Origin of the sequence: Bradyrhizobium sp. SZCCT0153, assembly GCF_018129995.1 — a bacterium.
Taxonomy (GTDB): domain Bacteria; phylum Pseudomonadota; class Alphaproteobacteria; order Rhizobiales; family Xanthobacteraceae; genus Bradyrhizobium; species Bradyrhizobium japonicum_G.
This window is the reverse complement of record NZ_JAFCKS010000002.1, coordinates 1-13,845: the sequence shown is the minus strand read 5'-3', so window position 1 is coordinate 13,845 and position 13,845 is coordinate 1. Positions and strand designations below refer to the sequence as shown.

Genomic DNA, 13,845 nt, shown 5'->3' with positions numbered 1-13,845 from the left:
ATCGCAGATTGAGACACATAGCATTGCGCGGTCGTTAATCGAACTTTCGTCTGACGCGCGTGGTTACCCCGCCCTGAAACGGCTCATCGTTTTGTGCGGCATCCTCCATGGAACCCCGGAGAAAACTGGCCCGCCGTGGGACAACCGCCACCACAGCGCAGCGGCTCGCGTCCCACCCGTAGTCTACCGGATGAGCGCACTCTCTGCGGTCCGCATCGCCCGTGCGGAATTATCCTGGAACTTCACAACCCGGCCTGACTCGGCAGCGACGCGAATCGCTGCGATATTGGCGGCATAGTCGGCAGCGCTCTTGCCGCGAAAGACGGCCGAACCCGCCACGAGCGTATCGGCACCCGCCGCGGCCACGGCAGCGGCATTGTCGCGCGTAATGCCGCCATCGACCTCGAGCCTGATCGGCCTGTCGCCGATCATGCTGCGAATGCGCCTGATCTTCTCGACCTGGGAGTCGAGGAAGGACTGACCACCGAAGCCGGGGTTGACCGTCATCACCAGCACCAGATCGAGACGATCAAGCACGTATTCGATCGCGGCTTCCGGCGTTGCCGGGCACAGGCTGACACCGGCCTTCTTGCCAAGCGCGCGGATCGCCTGGAGCGAGCGGTCGAGATGCGGCCCAGCTTCGGCATGGACGGTGATGACATCGGCGCCCGCCTTTGCGAACGCCTCCAGATGGGGATCGGTCGGCGCGATCATGAGATGCACGTCGAAGACCCGCTTCGTCAGCGGTCGGATCGCCTTGATAACGTCGGCACCATAACTGATGTTCGGCACGAAATGGCCGTCCATCACGTCGCAATGGATCCAGTCGGCGCCGGCCGCGTCGATCGCCGCGACCTCCTCACCAAGGCGCGCGAAGTCTGCCGCCAGGATCGAGGGAGCGATGATGATCTCTGCGGTCATGGCTTTGCACTCCTCACATCGGCTCCGCCGCTGAAGACGCGGCTCGCCAGGACGTCCATGGGATCGATCGTTTCGAGGTCGGCGACATCGAGCATGCGGTCGAGATCCGACACCAGCCGATCGGCCTGCCGCAGGCGAATGCGGTCGACGGCGTTGCGGATCGAGCGCGCGTTGGAGAAGAACGGCTGGGTCCGGCGTAGCGCGATATACTTCTCGAAGGCCTCGCGCGCCGCCGCCGAGAAGCGATAGCCCCGTTCCTTCAGCATCAGCTCGGCGATGACGAGAAGTTCGGCTTCCGCATAATCCGGAAAGTCGATGTGGTGGGCGATGCGCGAGCGGAAGCCGGGATTGGAGGCGAAGAAGCTGGTCATGCGCTCGCCATAGCCGGCGAGGATCACAACGAGGTCCTCCCGCTGGTTCTCCATCACCTGGAGCAGGATTTCGATCGCCTCCTGGCCGTAGTCGCGCTCGTTGTCGGGCCGGTGCAGATAGTAGGCCTCGTCGATGAACAGCACGCCGCCCATTGCCTTCTTCAATATCTCTTTCGTTTTCGGCGCCGTGTGGCCGATATATTGCCCGACGAGATCGTCGCGCGTCACCGAGATGACCTGCCCGCGCCGCACGAAGCCGAGGCCGTGCAGGATCTTCGCCATGCGCAGCGCGACGGTCGTCTTGCCGGTGCCGGGGTTGCCGGTGAACGACATGTGCAGTGTGGGCGGCGCCGAGGCGAGACCCGCACGCTGCCTGATGCGCTCGATCAGCAGGAGCGATGCGATCTGGCGCACGCGGTCTTTGACCGGCCGAAGGCCGATCAACTCCCGCTCGAGCTGTTGCAACGTCTCGGTGATCCCCGCCGCTTCGGCTTCCTTGCGGAGATCGAACGTAGTCTCACCGCCTTCAGCGGGCGTGGCACGGGCAATGTCGAGCATGGGCACCTCGAACAAAAAAGCCCCGCCGCGGGGCGGCGGCGGAGCAGTTGTCCGCCAAGGATCTGGAGCAGGGAGTGCTCCACGCGGAGAGCAATGGCTTATGGCGACGCTGCCGCGGCTGGCTTGCGCACCGTGGAGTAGCGAATCGCGCGCCCGCCGACTTCCTGCCGCACGAGGTCGAACTCGGCTTCCTGCGGCGGCCGGTTGACGAGGAACGAGATCCGCACCGATTCCCAGCCATGGCTCGAATCGAAGCCGCTGATGCGGATGTAGCGGTCGCCATACACCCTGCGGCATTCGGCGAGTTCCATCATCACGCCGGCGGCGTCTTGGAGATCGAACATCGGCAGGCCCCACATCTCCCAATAGGTGTTGCGGGGATGCGGATCGTCGGTGAACTCGATGTTCACCGCCCAGCCATTGGTCAGGCAATATTGCACCTGCTTGGTGATCTGATCGTCTGTCAGATCGGGCAGGAACGAAAAGCAGCCTTGGGTCAGCTTCATGTCAAATCTCCTCAAACGGTTTCCAGCGCGGTCGGAACGAAGTCCGGCGTGTCGGTGGATTGATAGTTGAAGGTGACGTCCTTCCAGACTTCGAGCGCCGCCTTCAGCGGCGTGCAGGTCTCGGCCGCTCTGGCCAGGATCTCCGGACCCTCGTGGACGTAGTCGCGGCCCTCGTTACGGGCGAGGATCATCGCTTCCAGCGCCACGCGATTGGCGATCGCGCCGGCCGCAATCCCCATGGGATGTCCAATGGTGCCGCCGCCGAACTGCAACACGACATCCTCACCGAGCAGGTCGAGCAGCTGGTGCATCTGGCCGGCATGGATGCCGCCCGATGCGACCGGCATCATCTTGTTGAGACTGGCCCATGGCTGGTCGAAGAACAGGCCGTGCTCGAGCCTCGTCGGATTGAAGTCCTCACGGCAGACGTCGTAATAGCCGCGCGTGGTGTTGGGATCGCCCTCGAGCTTGCCGACCACCGTTCCGGCATGGATGTGGTCGACGCCGGCGAGCCGCATCCATTTGGCGATGACGCGGAACGACACGCCATGACTCTTCTGCCGCGTATAGGTCGAGTGGCCGGCGCGATGCAGATGCAGGATCATGTCGTTGCGCCGTGCCCATTTCGCCATCGACTGGATCGCGGTGTAGCCGATGACGAGGTCGATCATGACGATGACCGAACCGAGTTCCTTGGCGAACTCCGCTCGCTCGTACATGTCCTCCATCGTGCCCGCGGTGACGTTCAGGTAGGTACCCTTCACCTCACCCGAGGCGGCCTGTGCCCGGTTCACGGCCTCCATGCAGTAGAGGAAGCGGTCGCGCCAGTGCATGAAGGGCTGCGAGTTGATGTTCTCGTCGTCCTTGGTGAAATCGAGCCCGCCCTTCAGCGCCTCGTAGACCACGCGGCCGTAGTTGCGGCCCGACAGCCCAAGCTTCGGCTTCACCGTCGCGCCCAGCAGCGGCCGGCCGAACTTGTCAAGCCGCTCGCGCTCGACCACGATGCCGGTCGCGGGTCCCTGGAAGGTCTTAACGTAGGCAACCGGAAAGCGCATGTCTTCCAGACGCAGCGCTTTCAGCGGCTTGAAGCCGAACACGTTGCCGATGATCGAGGCCGAAAGGTTGGCGATCGAGCCCGGCTCGAACAGGTCGAGGTCATAGGCGATGTAGGCAAAGTACGAGCCCGGCGTGCCCGGCACCGGATCGACGCGGTAGCATTTCGCGCGATATTTTTCCGCAGCCGTCAACCGATCGGTCCATACCACCGTCCAGGTCGCGGTCGAGGATTCGCCGGCGACCGCGGCCGACGCCTCGATCGGGTCGACGCCTTCCTGCGGCGTGACGCGGAACAGTGCGATCACGTCGGTGTCCTTCGGGACATAGTCGGGCTCCCAATAGCCCATGCGGGCGTATTCCATGACGCCCGAGCGATAGCGCTCCTTGCCGCGGACGGTTCCTGTATGTGCGTTCATGGCTTTCTCCCTCGTTTCTCTCTTCTAATCTCTGAATCTGCTCAGGCTGCGACGGGCTCACGGGCATCGACGCGCGGATCGAGCTCGCCGGCGCGGTACCGCCGCGCCATCTCGCTCATCGGGACGACCTTGATCTCGCTGGCATGGCCGGCGGTGCCGAACTGCTCGAAACGCTCGCGGCAGAGCTCGCGCATCGCATCCATCGCGGGCTTGAGGAACTTGCGCGGGTCGAACTCACTGCGACTTTGCGCGGCGACCTTGCGGAATACCGCCGTCATTGCGAGGCGGCAATCGGTGTCGATATTGACCTTGCGCACACCACTCTTGATGCCGCGAACGATCTCTTCGACCGGCACGCCCCAGGTCTGAGGCATCTCGCCGCCATACTGGTTGAACATGTCCTGGAGAGGCTGCGGCACCGACGAGGAGCCGTGCATCACCAGATGCGTGTTCGGCAGCCGGCGGTGGATCTCCTCGACCACCCGCATCGCCAGGATGTTGCCATCCGGCTTGCGGCTGAACTTGTAGGCGCCGTGCGAGGTACCCATGGCGATGGCGAGCGCATCGACCTTGGTGGCACGGACGAAGTCGACCGCCTGGTCGGGATCAGTCAAAAGCTGGTCGTGGCTGACCGTGCCTTCGACGCCATGTCCGTCCTCCTGCTCCCCGCCGCCGTGTTCGAGCGAGCCGAGTACGCCAAGCTCGCCTTCGACGGAAGCGCCGACCCAATGAGCGAGATCGACGACGCGGCGGGTGATCGCGACATTGTAGTCGTAATCGGCTGCCGTCTTGGCATCGGCCTTGAGCGAGCCGTCCATCATGACGGACGTGAAGCCGTGGGCGATGGCGGAGGCGCAGGTCGCCTCGTCGTTGCCGTGGTCCTGATGCATGCAGAGCGGAATGTCCGGATAGGTCCGCTCCAGCGCATCGATCATGTGCGAGAGCATGAGATCGCCGGCATAGCTGCGCGCGCCGCGCGAGGCCTGGATGATCACGGGCGCATCGACCTCGGCCGCCGCCTGCATGATCGCGATGCCCTGCTCCATGTTGTTGATGTTGAACGCCGGCACCGCGTAGCCATGGCCGGCTGCGTGGTCGAGCAGTTGCCTGAGGGTGATACGTGCCACGAGTGGTTCTCCTTATTGTCGCTTGCGGGCGATTGCCCGGCGGGCGGCTTCTGCGATGCTTTGCGGTGTGATGCCGAATTCGCGGTACAGCACGGGTGCCGGCGCCGAAGCGCCGAAGCCGCGCATGCCGACGAACTCACCGTCAGCGCCGATCCAGCGCGACCAATCGCCCTGTACGGCCGCCTCGACACCGACGCGCGGCGCGGTGCCGAGCACGGTGGCGCGGTATTCGTCTGGCTGTTCCTCGAACAGGGCGAAGCAAGGCGCGGACACCACGGCAGCGCGGATGTGCTCGGTCGCGAGCAGGCGGGCGGCTTCCATCGCGATCGACACCTCCGAGCCGGTTGCGATCAGCGTCACGTCGCGGCCGCCGTCCGGCGAGACGACGAGATAGGCGCCGCGGGAGACACGGTTTTTGCCGCGCGCATCGCTGCGGAAGGTCGGCAACGCCTGACGCGAGAAGCACAGCACGGAGGGGCGGTCTTCGGAATTGAGCGCGCAGTCCCAAGCTTCCAGCGTCTCCACCGCGTCGGCGGGGCGGAACACCAGGAGGTTCGGGATCACCCGCAGCGCCGCCAGATGCTCGACCGGCTGGTGCGTCGGACCATCCTCGCCGAGGCCGATGGAATCGTGCGTCATCACATGGATGACGCGCAGCCTCATCAAGGCCGCGAGACGGATCGCCGGCCGACTGTAGTCGGAGAACGCGAGGAACGTGCCGCCATAGGGAATGAAGCCGCCATGGAGTGCCAGGCCGTTCATCGCGGCCGCCATGCCGTGCTCGCGGATGCCGTAATGGATGTAATTGCCGGCGAACGCGTCGCGACTCACAGGAGTCTGCGTCTTGGCATGGGTCAGGTTCGAATGCGTCAGATCGGCCGACCCGCCAACGAGGCCAGAAATGGTCCCGGCGATGCCGTCGAGCACCTGTTGCGAAGCTTGCCGCGTCGCGAGCTTCGGACGCTCGGACGCAAAGCGTTCGCGCAATTTCGCCGCGGCCAGCGCATAGGCAGCCGGCAGGGCAACGGCCTTGCCTTCGACGAACAGGTCGCGCTGCTCGGGCGTCGCGCATTCGTAGCGGTCGAGCCAGGCGAGGCGCTCGACTTGCCCGCGTTGTCCGATCATCCGCCACGCCTTCATGATCGGGACAGGAACCACGAAGGGCTGATAGTCCCAGCCGAGCGTCCGGCGCGCGGCTGCCGTCTGCTCGGTACCAAGCGGGGCGCCGTGCGCCTTCTCGGTGCCTTGCCGGTCCGGCGCGCCATAGCCGATGATGGTGCGGCAGGCGATCAGCGACGGCTTTGCGGTCTCGCGCTCCTCTGCGATCGCCTTTGCGATGGCTTCGGGATCGTGTCCGTCGATGCTGCGCACCGACCAGCCGGAAGCGGCGAAACGCGCGAGCTGGTCGTCGGAGGTTGCCAGCGAGGTCGGCCCGTCGATCGAGATGCCATTGTCGTCGAACAGCACGATCAGACGGCCGAGTTGAAGATGACCGGCAAGCGAGATCGCCTCCTGGCTGATGCCCTCCATCAGGCAGCCGTCGCCGGCGATCACGTAGGTGAAATGATCGACGAGACCGTCGCCATGACGCGCATTGCCCATCCGCTCGGCCATCGCCATGCCGACCGCCGTCGCGATGCCCTGCCCCAGCGGACCGGTCGTGGTCTCGACGCCCGGCGTGTGGCCGTATTCGGGGTGGCCCGGCGTCTTCGATCCCCATTGCCGGAACGCCTTGATGTCGCCGAGGCTGACGTCGCCGCCGGTCAGATGCAGCAGCGCGTAAAGCAGCATCGAGCCGTGCCCCGCCGACAGCACGAAGCGATCGCGGTCGGGCCAATTGGGATGCGCCGAGTCGAATTTCAGGAAGCGCGAGAACAGCACCGTCGCGACGTCGGCCATGCCCATGGGCAGGCCGGGATGACCGGACTGCGAGGTCTCGATGGCGTCGACCGCGAGGAAGCGGACGGCGTTGGCGAGATCGCTATGCGCGACCGCCGTGAGGTCGGCGTCGGCGTGAACCGAGATGTTCATCGGATTCTTCCCTTGTTCACTTCAGGTTTCGCTTGCGCTCGATCAGCTGCATGATCAGCGGCGTCAGGATCAGCTGCATCGCAAGATCGAGCTTCGCGCCCGGACACACGATCGAGTTCGCGCGGGACATCCAGCTTTGCGGCAGCATCGAGAGCAGATAGGGGAAGTCGATGCCGCGCGGATTCTTGAAGCGGATCACGACCATCGATTCGTCCGGCGTCGGAATCCAGCGCGCGATGAACGGATTGGAGGTGTCCACCGTCGGGACCCGCTGGAAGTTGATGTCGGTCTCGGAGAATTGAGGGCAGATGTAGTGGATGTAATCCGGCATCCGCCGCAGGACGGTGTCGGTGACGGCCTCGGTCGAATAGCCCCGCGCGCTGCGGTCGCGATGCAGCTTCTGGATCCATTCGAGATTGATGACGGGCACCACGCCGATCTTGAGGTCGGCATAGCGCGCGACGTTCACCTTGTCGGTGACGACGGCGCCGTGCAGCCCCTCGTAGAACAGAAGGTCCGAGTTCTCCGGCAACCGTTCCCATTCGGTGAAGGTGCCTGGCGCCGCGCCGTGCAGCGCGGATTCCTCGGCGTCGTGGACGTAGTGCCGGGTCGTCGCGGTGCCGGTTTCGCCATAGTCGCGGAACGCCCGCTCCAGCTCCTCGAACAGATTGGTCTCGGGACTGAAATGGCTGAAATGCCTGTTGCCGCGCTCGGCTTCCCTGGCCATCTGCGTGCGCATCTCGGTGCGGTCATAGCGGTGGAACGCGTCGCCTTCGATGTAGGCGGCGTTGACCTTCTCGCGGAAAAATATCTGTTCGAAGGTCTTCTTGACCGACGTGGTTCCGGCGCCCGAGGAGCCGGTGATCGAAATGATGGGATACTTCCTGGACATGCGTCGCCTCGCTCAGATGCGGAAGAATCCGCGCCGCGCGAACAGCGGCGATGAGCCGCTGGCCACCAGCAGCGGGTCGCAATGCAGCTCTTCGAGCCGCCGCACCTCCTTGCTCGATCCCATGATCAGGGGCACGCGCTGGTGCAGGTTTTGCGCTGCGAGGTCGAGGATTCGCTCGCGCCCCGTCGTTGCGGAGCCGCCGGCCTGCTCGATGATCATCGCCATCGGATGCGCCTCGTAAGTAAGCCGCAGGCGGCCGTCGCCATAGCCGGGGCGCGCGTCCGAGGGATAGAGGAAGATCCCGCCGCGGGTGAGGATGCGATAGGCCTCGGCGACTAGCGAGCCGACCCAGCGCATGTTGAAATCGTGGTTTGCAGGCCCTTCGACGCCCGCGAGGCACTCGTCGACGAAGGCGCGCACCGGCGGCTCCCAGTGCCGGCGGTTCGACGCGTTGATCGCGAACTCCGCGCAGGCCTCGGCAATCTGCACGCCGCTGCGTGCGAGGCGGAAGCAGCCGGCCTTGCGATCGAGCGTGAAGATGTCGACGCCGTCGCCGAGAGTCAGCACCAGCGAGGTCTGCGGACCGTAGGTGACGAACCCTGCCGCGAGCTGCGCCGAGCCACGCTGATGGAAGGCGAGCGCGAGATCATCGGGCGCCGGCAGGATCGAGAAGATCGTGCCGACGGTCATGTTGATATCGATGTTGGAGGAACCGTCGAGCGGATCGATCGCGACGCAGATTTTCGCTTCGCGGTCGCCGATCTGCGGCTCACGCATTTCCTCCGACGCCAGTGCTGCGATCGGCAGCCTGCCGAGGCAACGGCGCAGGATCGCATCGGCCTGCACGTCGAGATCGCGCTGGACGTCGCCGTCGCTGTTGCGACCCGTCGTCAGGCCCGAGGCGTCCGCGAGATCTCCGGTGCCGATAAGGTCGGCGATCTCGATGGCCGCCGCCGCGATGGCGTCGACCGCAGCTGCCACCGCCAGCGCGTGGGGCGCGGTCTCCGAGTACCGTTGGAGGTGATCGTCCAGCCTGGGTTGCCCGGTCATCTGCGTCCATCCCTTTGCTGGCGCCGCATCCAGTTCCCTCCCCGGCGGAGGTCGGTGCGGTTGGTCCCAACACAATGAAGATTGACAGCGCCGACTTAATAAGGAAAATTTCTATTCATAATGGGCGCCAAAGAAATTTCTTATAATGGTCATGGCCATGCAGCGGCCCAGCTCCGGCATCTGACGATCCGGCAGCTTCGCTCGCTCGCAGCGCTTTCGGCCAAGGGCAGCGTGACGGCGGCCTCGAGCCAGCTCGGCCTGACCCAGCCGGCCGTCACCCAGCAGCTCCGTCAGCTTCAGGACCTCGCCGGCCTGCCGCTGGTACAGCGGACCGGCGACGGCATGCTGCTGACTGAGGCCGGCAAGGAGGTTCTTGCGCTCGCCGGGCGCGTCGAAGCTGCGATCATGGACTGCCAGGGCGCGCTCGACCTGCTTGCGGGAAGGACCGGCGGCACCGTGCAGCTCGGCGCAGTCTCGACCGCGAAGTATTTCGTGCCGCACGCGATCGCGGCGTTCTCGAAGCGGCATCCGAAGATCGAGATCAAGCTCACCATCGGCAATCGCGAGGAGATCCGCGAGGCCATGCACGGCTACGACCTCGATTTCGCGGTGATGGGTCGGCCACCGGCCGACGTCAGCGTCGACGTCCGTCAACTCGGGCGCAATCCGCACATCATCGTCGCGCGCAAGGGGCACTGGCTGGCGAAGGATTCCGGCCTCAGCCTGACCGACCTCGTGCACGAGACCTTCCTCACCCGCGAGCCGGGGTCGGGCACGCGCACGCTCATGGAAGGCATGTTTCAGAAGTCGGACCTCGAGCCGGTCATCGGCATGGAGATGAGCAGCAACGAGACCATCAAGCAGGCGGTCATCGCGGGGCTCGGCATCGCCTTCATCTCGGCCCACACCGTGGCGCACGAGCTTGCCGAGGGCCGCCTGATCGTGCTCAACGTCGCGGGCCTGCCGATCGTTCGGCAATGGTACGTGATTCGCCGCAGCGACAAGGTGCTGCTGCCGCCGGCGCAGGCGATGTTCGATTTCCTGGGATCGGAGGGCTCGAATTATCTGCCCGATGTACCCGAGTTCGGCGAGCGATAGCCCGCCGACGTTCAGCCCATCAGCTTCATTGCAATCGTCGCCGCGAGAATGACGATGATCTGAAGCAAGCGCTCGGTCGTGAAGATGCGGTTGAAGGTGGTCATCGCTCGCCCCCGGCCGACGTGAAGCAGGCCCGGGCGACTTGCTATCATACGCAGGCGCCGGGGCAACTCCGTAGTCGCCACGGGTTCTGGTCCCGACCGGAGCCAGTTCACGCCGATGTGGGAGGCCGCGCCCGGCATCATCTGTTTCGGCGATTCGTTCGCGTCGTCGGACATCCCTCGCAGCTCGTTCGCGCGGCTTGTCGCCGATCTCCTTGCCGCGACGGTTAACGATCAGGCCGCCAGCACAGCGGCCTGGTCCACGCGGCTCGCGAAATAGATTTCGAGCTCCGTCAGCGCCCGCGCTTCCCAATCCCTCGCCTGCTCCAGCAGCGACCAGCTCTGGCCCGGGCGGAACGCAGCGGTCTGGCGATAGAGCGATGCGATACCGCGATAGCGGCGCACGTTCTCCAAGATGGCGTGACCGGTTATTTGGCCGTTCATGTCCGAAAACTCCCTCGTCATTCCCGCGGGAGAAATTGCGGCCAAATCTTTTTCGAAAAGTTAGCGGCGCGCGGCAAGCGCGCGCATGGTTGCCGGACTGTTGCGCGCGCGCAACGCGCGTGGCCGCGCGATGCCGATTTATTGCGAATTCGTTGCCGCGCTCTCGCCCGTACGCTTCAGCCCGCCGCGGCTGATGATCGCCATTGTCTCGCGGCAGAGATCGGCAAGGCCGATCAGGAGCACGGCGAGCAGGCAGAACAGGTTGATGGAATCCGCATTCGCGCTGGATAGCGGGGTAAACTCGAAGAAGGGCGGAATGAACGCCCACCACACCAGCGGAATGGTCAGCACCGCGGCGAATGCCGCAGCCGGCACACCCGCGACAAGTCCGAGCACGAACAGGCTGGGCAGGAAGGCCGCGAAATAGAGTTTTGCGCCGAGCGCTACGCAGATGCCCTGAAGCACCGCCGACATTGCAACAACGACGAATCCCAGCAGAAACGCCTGCCACGACCATGGCCGTACCCGCGGCACGCCAAACAGCCCCGCACGCTTCATCAGCCTCCCCCTGCCGCCCGTTAACCAGGCCCGCTTGCGACCAAAGTACTACAGTGGCGCCCAAACCGCGAGGTGGAAAACGCATGCCTGAGCGTTTGGCAAACGGGCTGCATCGCACAATTTTACCGCTACTCGCTGGCCGCATAGAGCAGGCCCGCGACGGGCAAGGCGAGGCCAATGGCCGATGCCAGTGTCCAGCCGCCTTCCGCGAAGGCCCAGGCGCCGACCGCGGAGCCGGCGGCGCCGGCCGCGAAGAACGTCGCCATATAGAGGCCGTTGAGGCGGCTGCGGTGTTCGTGCCCGAGCGCGAAGATGGCGCGGAAGCCGAGCACGACGTTGCCCTGGACCCCGATATCGATGGCAATCGCAGCCACGACCAGGCAGGCGAGGTTCAGCATCGAGCCGGCGGCCCCGATATAGGTCACGAGGAAGCCCGCGGCTGCGAGCAGCATCGCAACCAGGGTTGCCACGCGGCTATGGCCGCGGTCGGCGAGCCGTCCCGCGATCGGCGCCGCGAACACGCCTGCGACGCCGGCGAGGGCGAACAGCGCTATGCCGCTCTGGGAGAAGCCGAACGCGCTGGCGAGCTGGAGTGGCGCCACGGTCCAGAACAGGGTGAAAGCGCCGAACAGGCTCGCCTGGTAGAGTGCGCGGCGCCGCAGCAGCGGCGTGGCCCGCACCAGATGCGGCATCGACAACAGCAGCGTGCCATAATGCATGCGCGCGACCGGCCTGCGCTCCGGCAACGTCATCCAGAGCACGGCTGCGAGCACGATCATCAGCGCCGCCGAGCAGAAGAACACCGCATGCCACGACAGGGCCGCGGTGATGAAACTCGACACCGGGCGCGCCAGCATGATGCCGAGCATCAGGCCGGTCGAGACGTTGCCGACGACACGGCCGCGGATGGCTTCCGGCGCCAGATGCGCCGCATAAGGAATGATGATCTGCACCGCGACCGAGCCGAGCCCGATGAACAGCGCCGCGATCAGGAACGGCAGCGCATGGGTGGCGAAGGCGGCGGCGAGCAACGCCGCGGCGCCGAGCGTAATGACGGAGCAGATCAGGATGCGGTTCTCGACGAGATCGCCGAGCGGCACTATCAGGAGGAGCCCGGTGCCGTAGCCGATCTGGGTCATGGTGACGATCAGCCCGGCTGCTGCATGCGACAGGCCGAGCGCGGCGCTGATCGGGGCGATCAGCGGCTGGGCATAATAGATGTTGGCGGCGATCATGCCACAAGCCGCAGCAAGCACGAAAGTCAGGCGCTGCGACACCACATCCGGCCCGGGCGCGGTCTCGATGGTGGCATTCATCGTCATTTACGGACTCCAGATATCGGGAACGAACGTTCCCTAATTTGACAAGGATTCAGGCGAGTAGTTTCATGGCGACGCCGGCCAGCCGCTCGCCATCGAGCGGCAGGCGCGCCTTGCCGACGACGCGCAGGCCCTGTGTCATGCAGATCATCAGCCGCGCGGTGTCATCGGCCTCGACATGGGCCGGAATCGAGCCGTCAGCCTGACCCTCGCGAATGAGGCCGGCGATGAACTTTTCGTTGGTCATGAGTTGCGCGGTAACGCGCGCGCGGATCACGGGATCGACCGCTGAGAGCTCGACCGCGCTGCCAACCACGATGCAGCCACGCCGGCCCTCGAGACCCTGGGAATGCTCGACATAGGACAGCAAGACGTTGCGCAGCCGCTCACGACCGTTTTCGCCGCGTGCCGCGGCGGCGCGGGTCTGCTCCCCGCGCAGAGCGGCGTAGCGCTCGAATGCGGCGAGAAACACCGCATGCTTATCGCGAAACGCCTTGTAGACGCTGCCGGTGGCCAGCCGCATCGCAGCGGTCAAGTCGCCGATCGACGTGGCATGATAGCCGCGCTCGCAAAACACCCGCACCGCTCCGTCCAGAGCCGTGTCCATGTCGAATTCCCGGGGACGGCCGGGTGAATGGGCGACAGGCTGGGATGGTCGTGCGGCTTTCTGCATTGCGGCATAATAGGGAATGATTGTTTCCTAATCAAGAGACCTGGTCGTGATGGTAGACATTAAGAGTACCGGCGCCGTGTCCCGGCTCTGCAGCGCACCGCTGAAGGGCGCGGCGCTGCGTCCGGGGCACGCGAGGCGCGCCAGCGCACGTTCTCTCCACGTCGTCATTGCGAGCGCAGCGAAACAATCCAGACTGTCACCGCTGAGGGATTCTGGATTGCTTCGCTACGCTCGCAATGACGGAGCAAGGGGCGACATCGCGGTCCTCCGATGCACATTTCGACTTGCAGGCAGCCTTCGCAATCTCGCGGCGCATTTCGCCCGAGCTTTGCTTCGTCACTCCACCCTCTCCAAGCCAAGAGGGCGCAGGGAAGGCCGGGTGCCGGCTGGCACCCGCGGTCCGCTGCGCGAAGATGTAGCGCAAAAGAACCGCACAGCAGCATGCAGGTGTAGCCAATCACTCGGCCTTCCCTGCGCAGTGGTTGGACGGCTTATGCCGTGCTCTCCCGGGAGCCGAGTTCGTTCTGGCCTCCCTCACTCCAGCGAAAGTCGCCGACACCGCGCCGGTTGACGCGAATGCCGCATCCGCAAGAGCTTGACCGTAGCAACGACGGTCAGGACCACACGGTTTTGCCGTACGCACGGCCCGCCATTTCGCCGCAGTTTTTCCAGATCTGTCGACGGAGCCGGAAACTTACAGACGAGACGAACCTGAAAGCGCCGC

The 13,845-nt window shown here is 65.0% G+C and carries 14 protein-coding genes; 1 reads left to right on the top strand and 13 read right to left on the bottom strand.

Translation table 11 applies throughout. From position 1 onward, the window contains the following. Nucleotides 1-183 precede the first annotated feature (183 nt). The 8 genes from rpe to JQ572_RS07885 form a co-directional block, all read right to left on the bottom strand. The gene (rpe, locus tag JQ572_RS07920; RefSeq protein WP_211382456.1) at nucleotides 184-921 is read right to left on the bottom strand and encodes a ribulose-phosphate 3-epimerase; all 738 of its coding nucleotides are present in this window, start codon (nucleotides 919-921) and stop codon (nucleotides 184-186) included. Continuing rightward, on the bottom strand, nucleotides 918-1,850 hold the full coding sequence (cbbX, locus tag JQ572_RS07915) for a CbbX protein (RefSeq protein WP_211382455.1): 933 nt from the start codon (nucleotides 1,848-1,850) through the stop codon (nucleotides 918-920). The genes rpe and cbbX overlap by 4 nt, the downstream gene beginning before the upstream one ends. A gap of 98 nt (nucleotides 1,851-1,948) precedes the next feature. Beyond that, nucleotides 1,949-2,356, bottom strand: coding sequence for a ribulose bisphosphate carboxylase small subunit (locus JQ572_RS07910; protein ID WP_211382454.1), 408 nt, complete (start codon nucleotides 2,354-2,356; stop codon nucleotides 1,949-1,951). An 11-nt stretch (nucleotides 2,357-2,367) separates the two neighbouring features. Next, nucleotides 2,368-3,828, bottom strand: a complete 1,461-nt coding sequence (locus tag JQ572_RS07905; protein ID WP_211382453.1) for a form I ribulose bisphosphate carboxylase large subunit — start codon at nucleotides 3,826-3,828, stop codon at nucleotides 2,368-2,370. A gap of 41 nt (nucleotides 3,829-3,869) precedes the next feature. Continuing rightward, nucleotides 3,870-4,955, bottom strand: coding sequence for a class II fructose-bisphosphate aldolase (fba, locus tag JQ572_RS07900; protein ID WP_211382452.1), 1,086 nt, complete (start codon nucleotides 4,953-4,955; stop codon nucleotides 3,870-3,872). Nucleotides 4,956-4,967: 12 nt separating this feature from the next. After that, on the bottom strand, nucleotides 4,968-6,986 hold the full coding sequence (tkt, locus tag JQ572_RS07895) for a transketolase (RefSeq protein ID WP_211382451.1): 2,019 nt from the start codon (nucleotides 6,984-6,986) through the stop codon (nucleotides 4,968-4,970). 16 nt (nucleotides 6,987-7,002) lie between these two features. Next, nucleotides 7,003-7,878, bottom strand: a complete 876-nt coding sequence (locus JQ572_RS07890) for a phosphoribulokinase (protein WP_211382450.1) — start codon at nucleotides 7,876-7,878, stop codon at nucleotides 7,003-7,005. A 12-nt stretch (nucleotides 7,879-7,890) separates the two neighbouring features. Further along, a complete protein-coding gene (locus tag JQ572_RS07885; protein WP_211382449.1) occupies nucleotides 7,891-8,928 on the bottom strand; it encodes a class 1 fructose-bisphosphatase in 1,038 nt (345 codons plus the stop codon). A 120-nt stretch (nucleotides 8,929-9,048) separates the two neighbouring features. On the opposite strand from JQ572_RS07885, the gene JQ572_RS07880 reads away from it, so the two are divergent. Beyond that, nucleotides 9,049-10,026 carry a LysR family transcriptional regulator gene (locus JQ572_RS07880; RefSeq protein WP_211382448.1) on the top strand — a complete coding sequence of 326 codons (978 nt, stop codon included), beginning with the start codon at nucleotides 9,049-9,051 and terminating at the stop codon, nucleotides 10,024-10,026. Between the two features lie 11 nt (nucleotides 10,027-10,037). Here JQ572_RS07880 and JQ572_RS07875 read toward each other — a convergent pair whose 3' ends face one another. The 5 genes from JQ572_RS07875 to JQ572_RS07855 form a co-directional block, all read right to left on the bottom strand. Then, on the bottom strand, nucleotides 10,038-10,304 hold the full coding sequence (locus tag JQ572_RS07875) for a hypothetical protein (RefSeq protein WP_211382447.1): 267 nt from the start codon (nucleotides 10,302-10,304) through the stop codon (nucleotides 10,038-10,040). A 57-nt stretch (nucleotides 10,305-10,361) separates the two neighbouring features. After that, the gene (locus JQ572_RS07870; protein ID WP_211382446.1) at nucleotides 10,362-10,571 is read right to left on the bottom strand and encodes a hypothetical protein; all 210 of its coding nucleotides are present in this window, start codon (nucleotides 10,569-10,571) and stop codon (nucleotides 10,362-10,364) included. Nucleotides 10,572-10,709: 138 nt separating this feature from the next. Then, the gene (locus JQ572_RS07865) at nucleotides 10,710-11,129 is read right to left on the bottom strand and encodes a DUF4118 domain-containing protein (protein ID WP_211382445.1); all 420 of its coding nucleotides are present in this window, start codon (nucleotides 11,127-11,129) and stop codon (nucleotides 10,710-10,712) included. A gap of 128 nt (nucleotides 11,130-11,257) precedes the next feature. Continuing rightward, nucleotides 11,258-12,451: an MFS transporter gene (locus tag JQ572_RS07860; RefSeq protein WP_211382444.1), complete on the bottom strand. Its 1,194-nt coding sequence runs from the start codon at nucleotides 12,449-12,451 to the stop codon at nucleotides 11,258-11,260. 49 nt (nucleotides 12,452-12,500) lie between these two features. After that, entirely contained in the window at nucleotides 12,501-13,121 is a 621-nt protein-coding gene (locus JQ572_RS07855) for a TetR/AcrR family transcriptional regulator (protein WP_211382443.1), read from the bottom strand. Between the last annotated feature and the right edge of the window lie 724 nt (nucleotides 13,122-13,845).

Excerpts from the sequence above, each read along its gene's own strand:
- JQ572_RS07870 (WP_211382446.1), bottom strand. The coding sequence starts at position 10,571 with ATGAACGGCCAAATAACCGGTCACGCCATCTTGGAGAACGTGCGCCGC.
- JQ572_RS07905 (WP_211382453.1), bottom strand. The coding sequence starts at position 3,828 with ATGAACGCACATACAGGAACCGTCCGCGGCAAGGAGCGCTATCGCTCG.
- JQ572_RS07890 (WP_211382450.1), bottom strand. The coding sequence starts at position 7,878 with ATGTCCAGGAAGTATCCCATCATTTCGATCACCGGCTCCTCGGGCGCC.
- JQ572_RS07885 (WP_211382449.1), bottom strand. The coding sequence starts at position 8,928 with ATGACCGGGCAACCCAGGCTGGACGATCACCTCCAACGGTACTCGGAG.
- JQ572_RS07875 (WP_211382447.1), bottom strand. The coding sequence starts at position 10,304 with ATGTCCGACGACGCGAACGAATCGCCGAAACAGATGATGCCGGGCGCG.
- cbbX (WP_211382455.1), bottom strand. The coding sequence starts at position 1,850 with ATGCTCGACATTGCCCGTGCCACGCCCGCTGAAGGCGGTGAGACTACG.
- rpe (WP_211382456.1), bottom strand. The coding sequence starts at position 921 with ATGACCGCAGAGATCATCATCGCTCCCTCGATCCTGGCGGCAGACTTC.
- JQ572_RS07860 (WP_211382444.1), bottom strand. The coding sequence starts at position 12,451 with ATGACGATGAATGCCACCATCGAGACCGCGCCCGGGCCGGATGTGGTG.
- JQ572_RS07865 (WP_211382445.1), bottom strand. The coding sequence starts at position 11,129 with ATGAAGCGTGCGGGGCTGTTTGGCGTGCCGCGGGTACGGCCATGGTCG.
- JQ572_RS07855 (WP_211382443.1), bottom strand. The coding sequence starts at position 13,121 with ATGCAGAAAGCCGCACGACCATCCCAGCCTGTCGCCCATTCACCCGGC.
- JQ572_RS07880 (WP_211382448.1), top strand. The coding sequence starts at position 9,049 with ATGGGCGCCAAAGAAATTTCTTATAATGGTCATGGCCATGCAGCGGCC.
- tkt (WP_211382451.1), bottom strand. The coding sequence starts at position 6,986 with ATGAACATCTCGGTTCACGCCGACGCCGACCTCACGGCGGTCGCGCAT.
- JQ572_RS07910 (WP_211382454.1), bottom strand. The coding sequence starts at position 2,356 with ATGAAGCTGACCCAAGGCTGCTTTTCGTTCCTGCCCGATCTGACAGAC.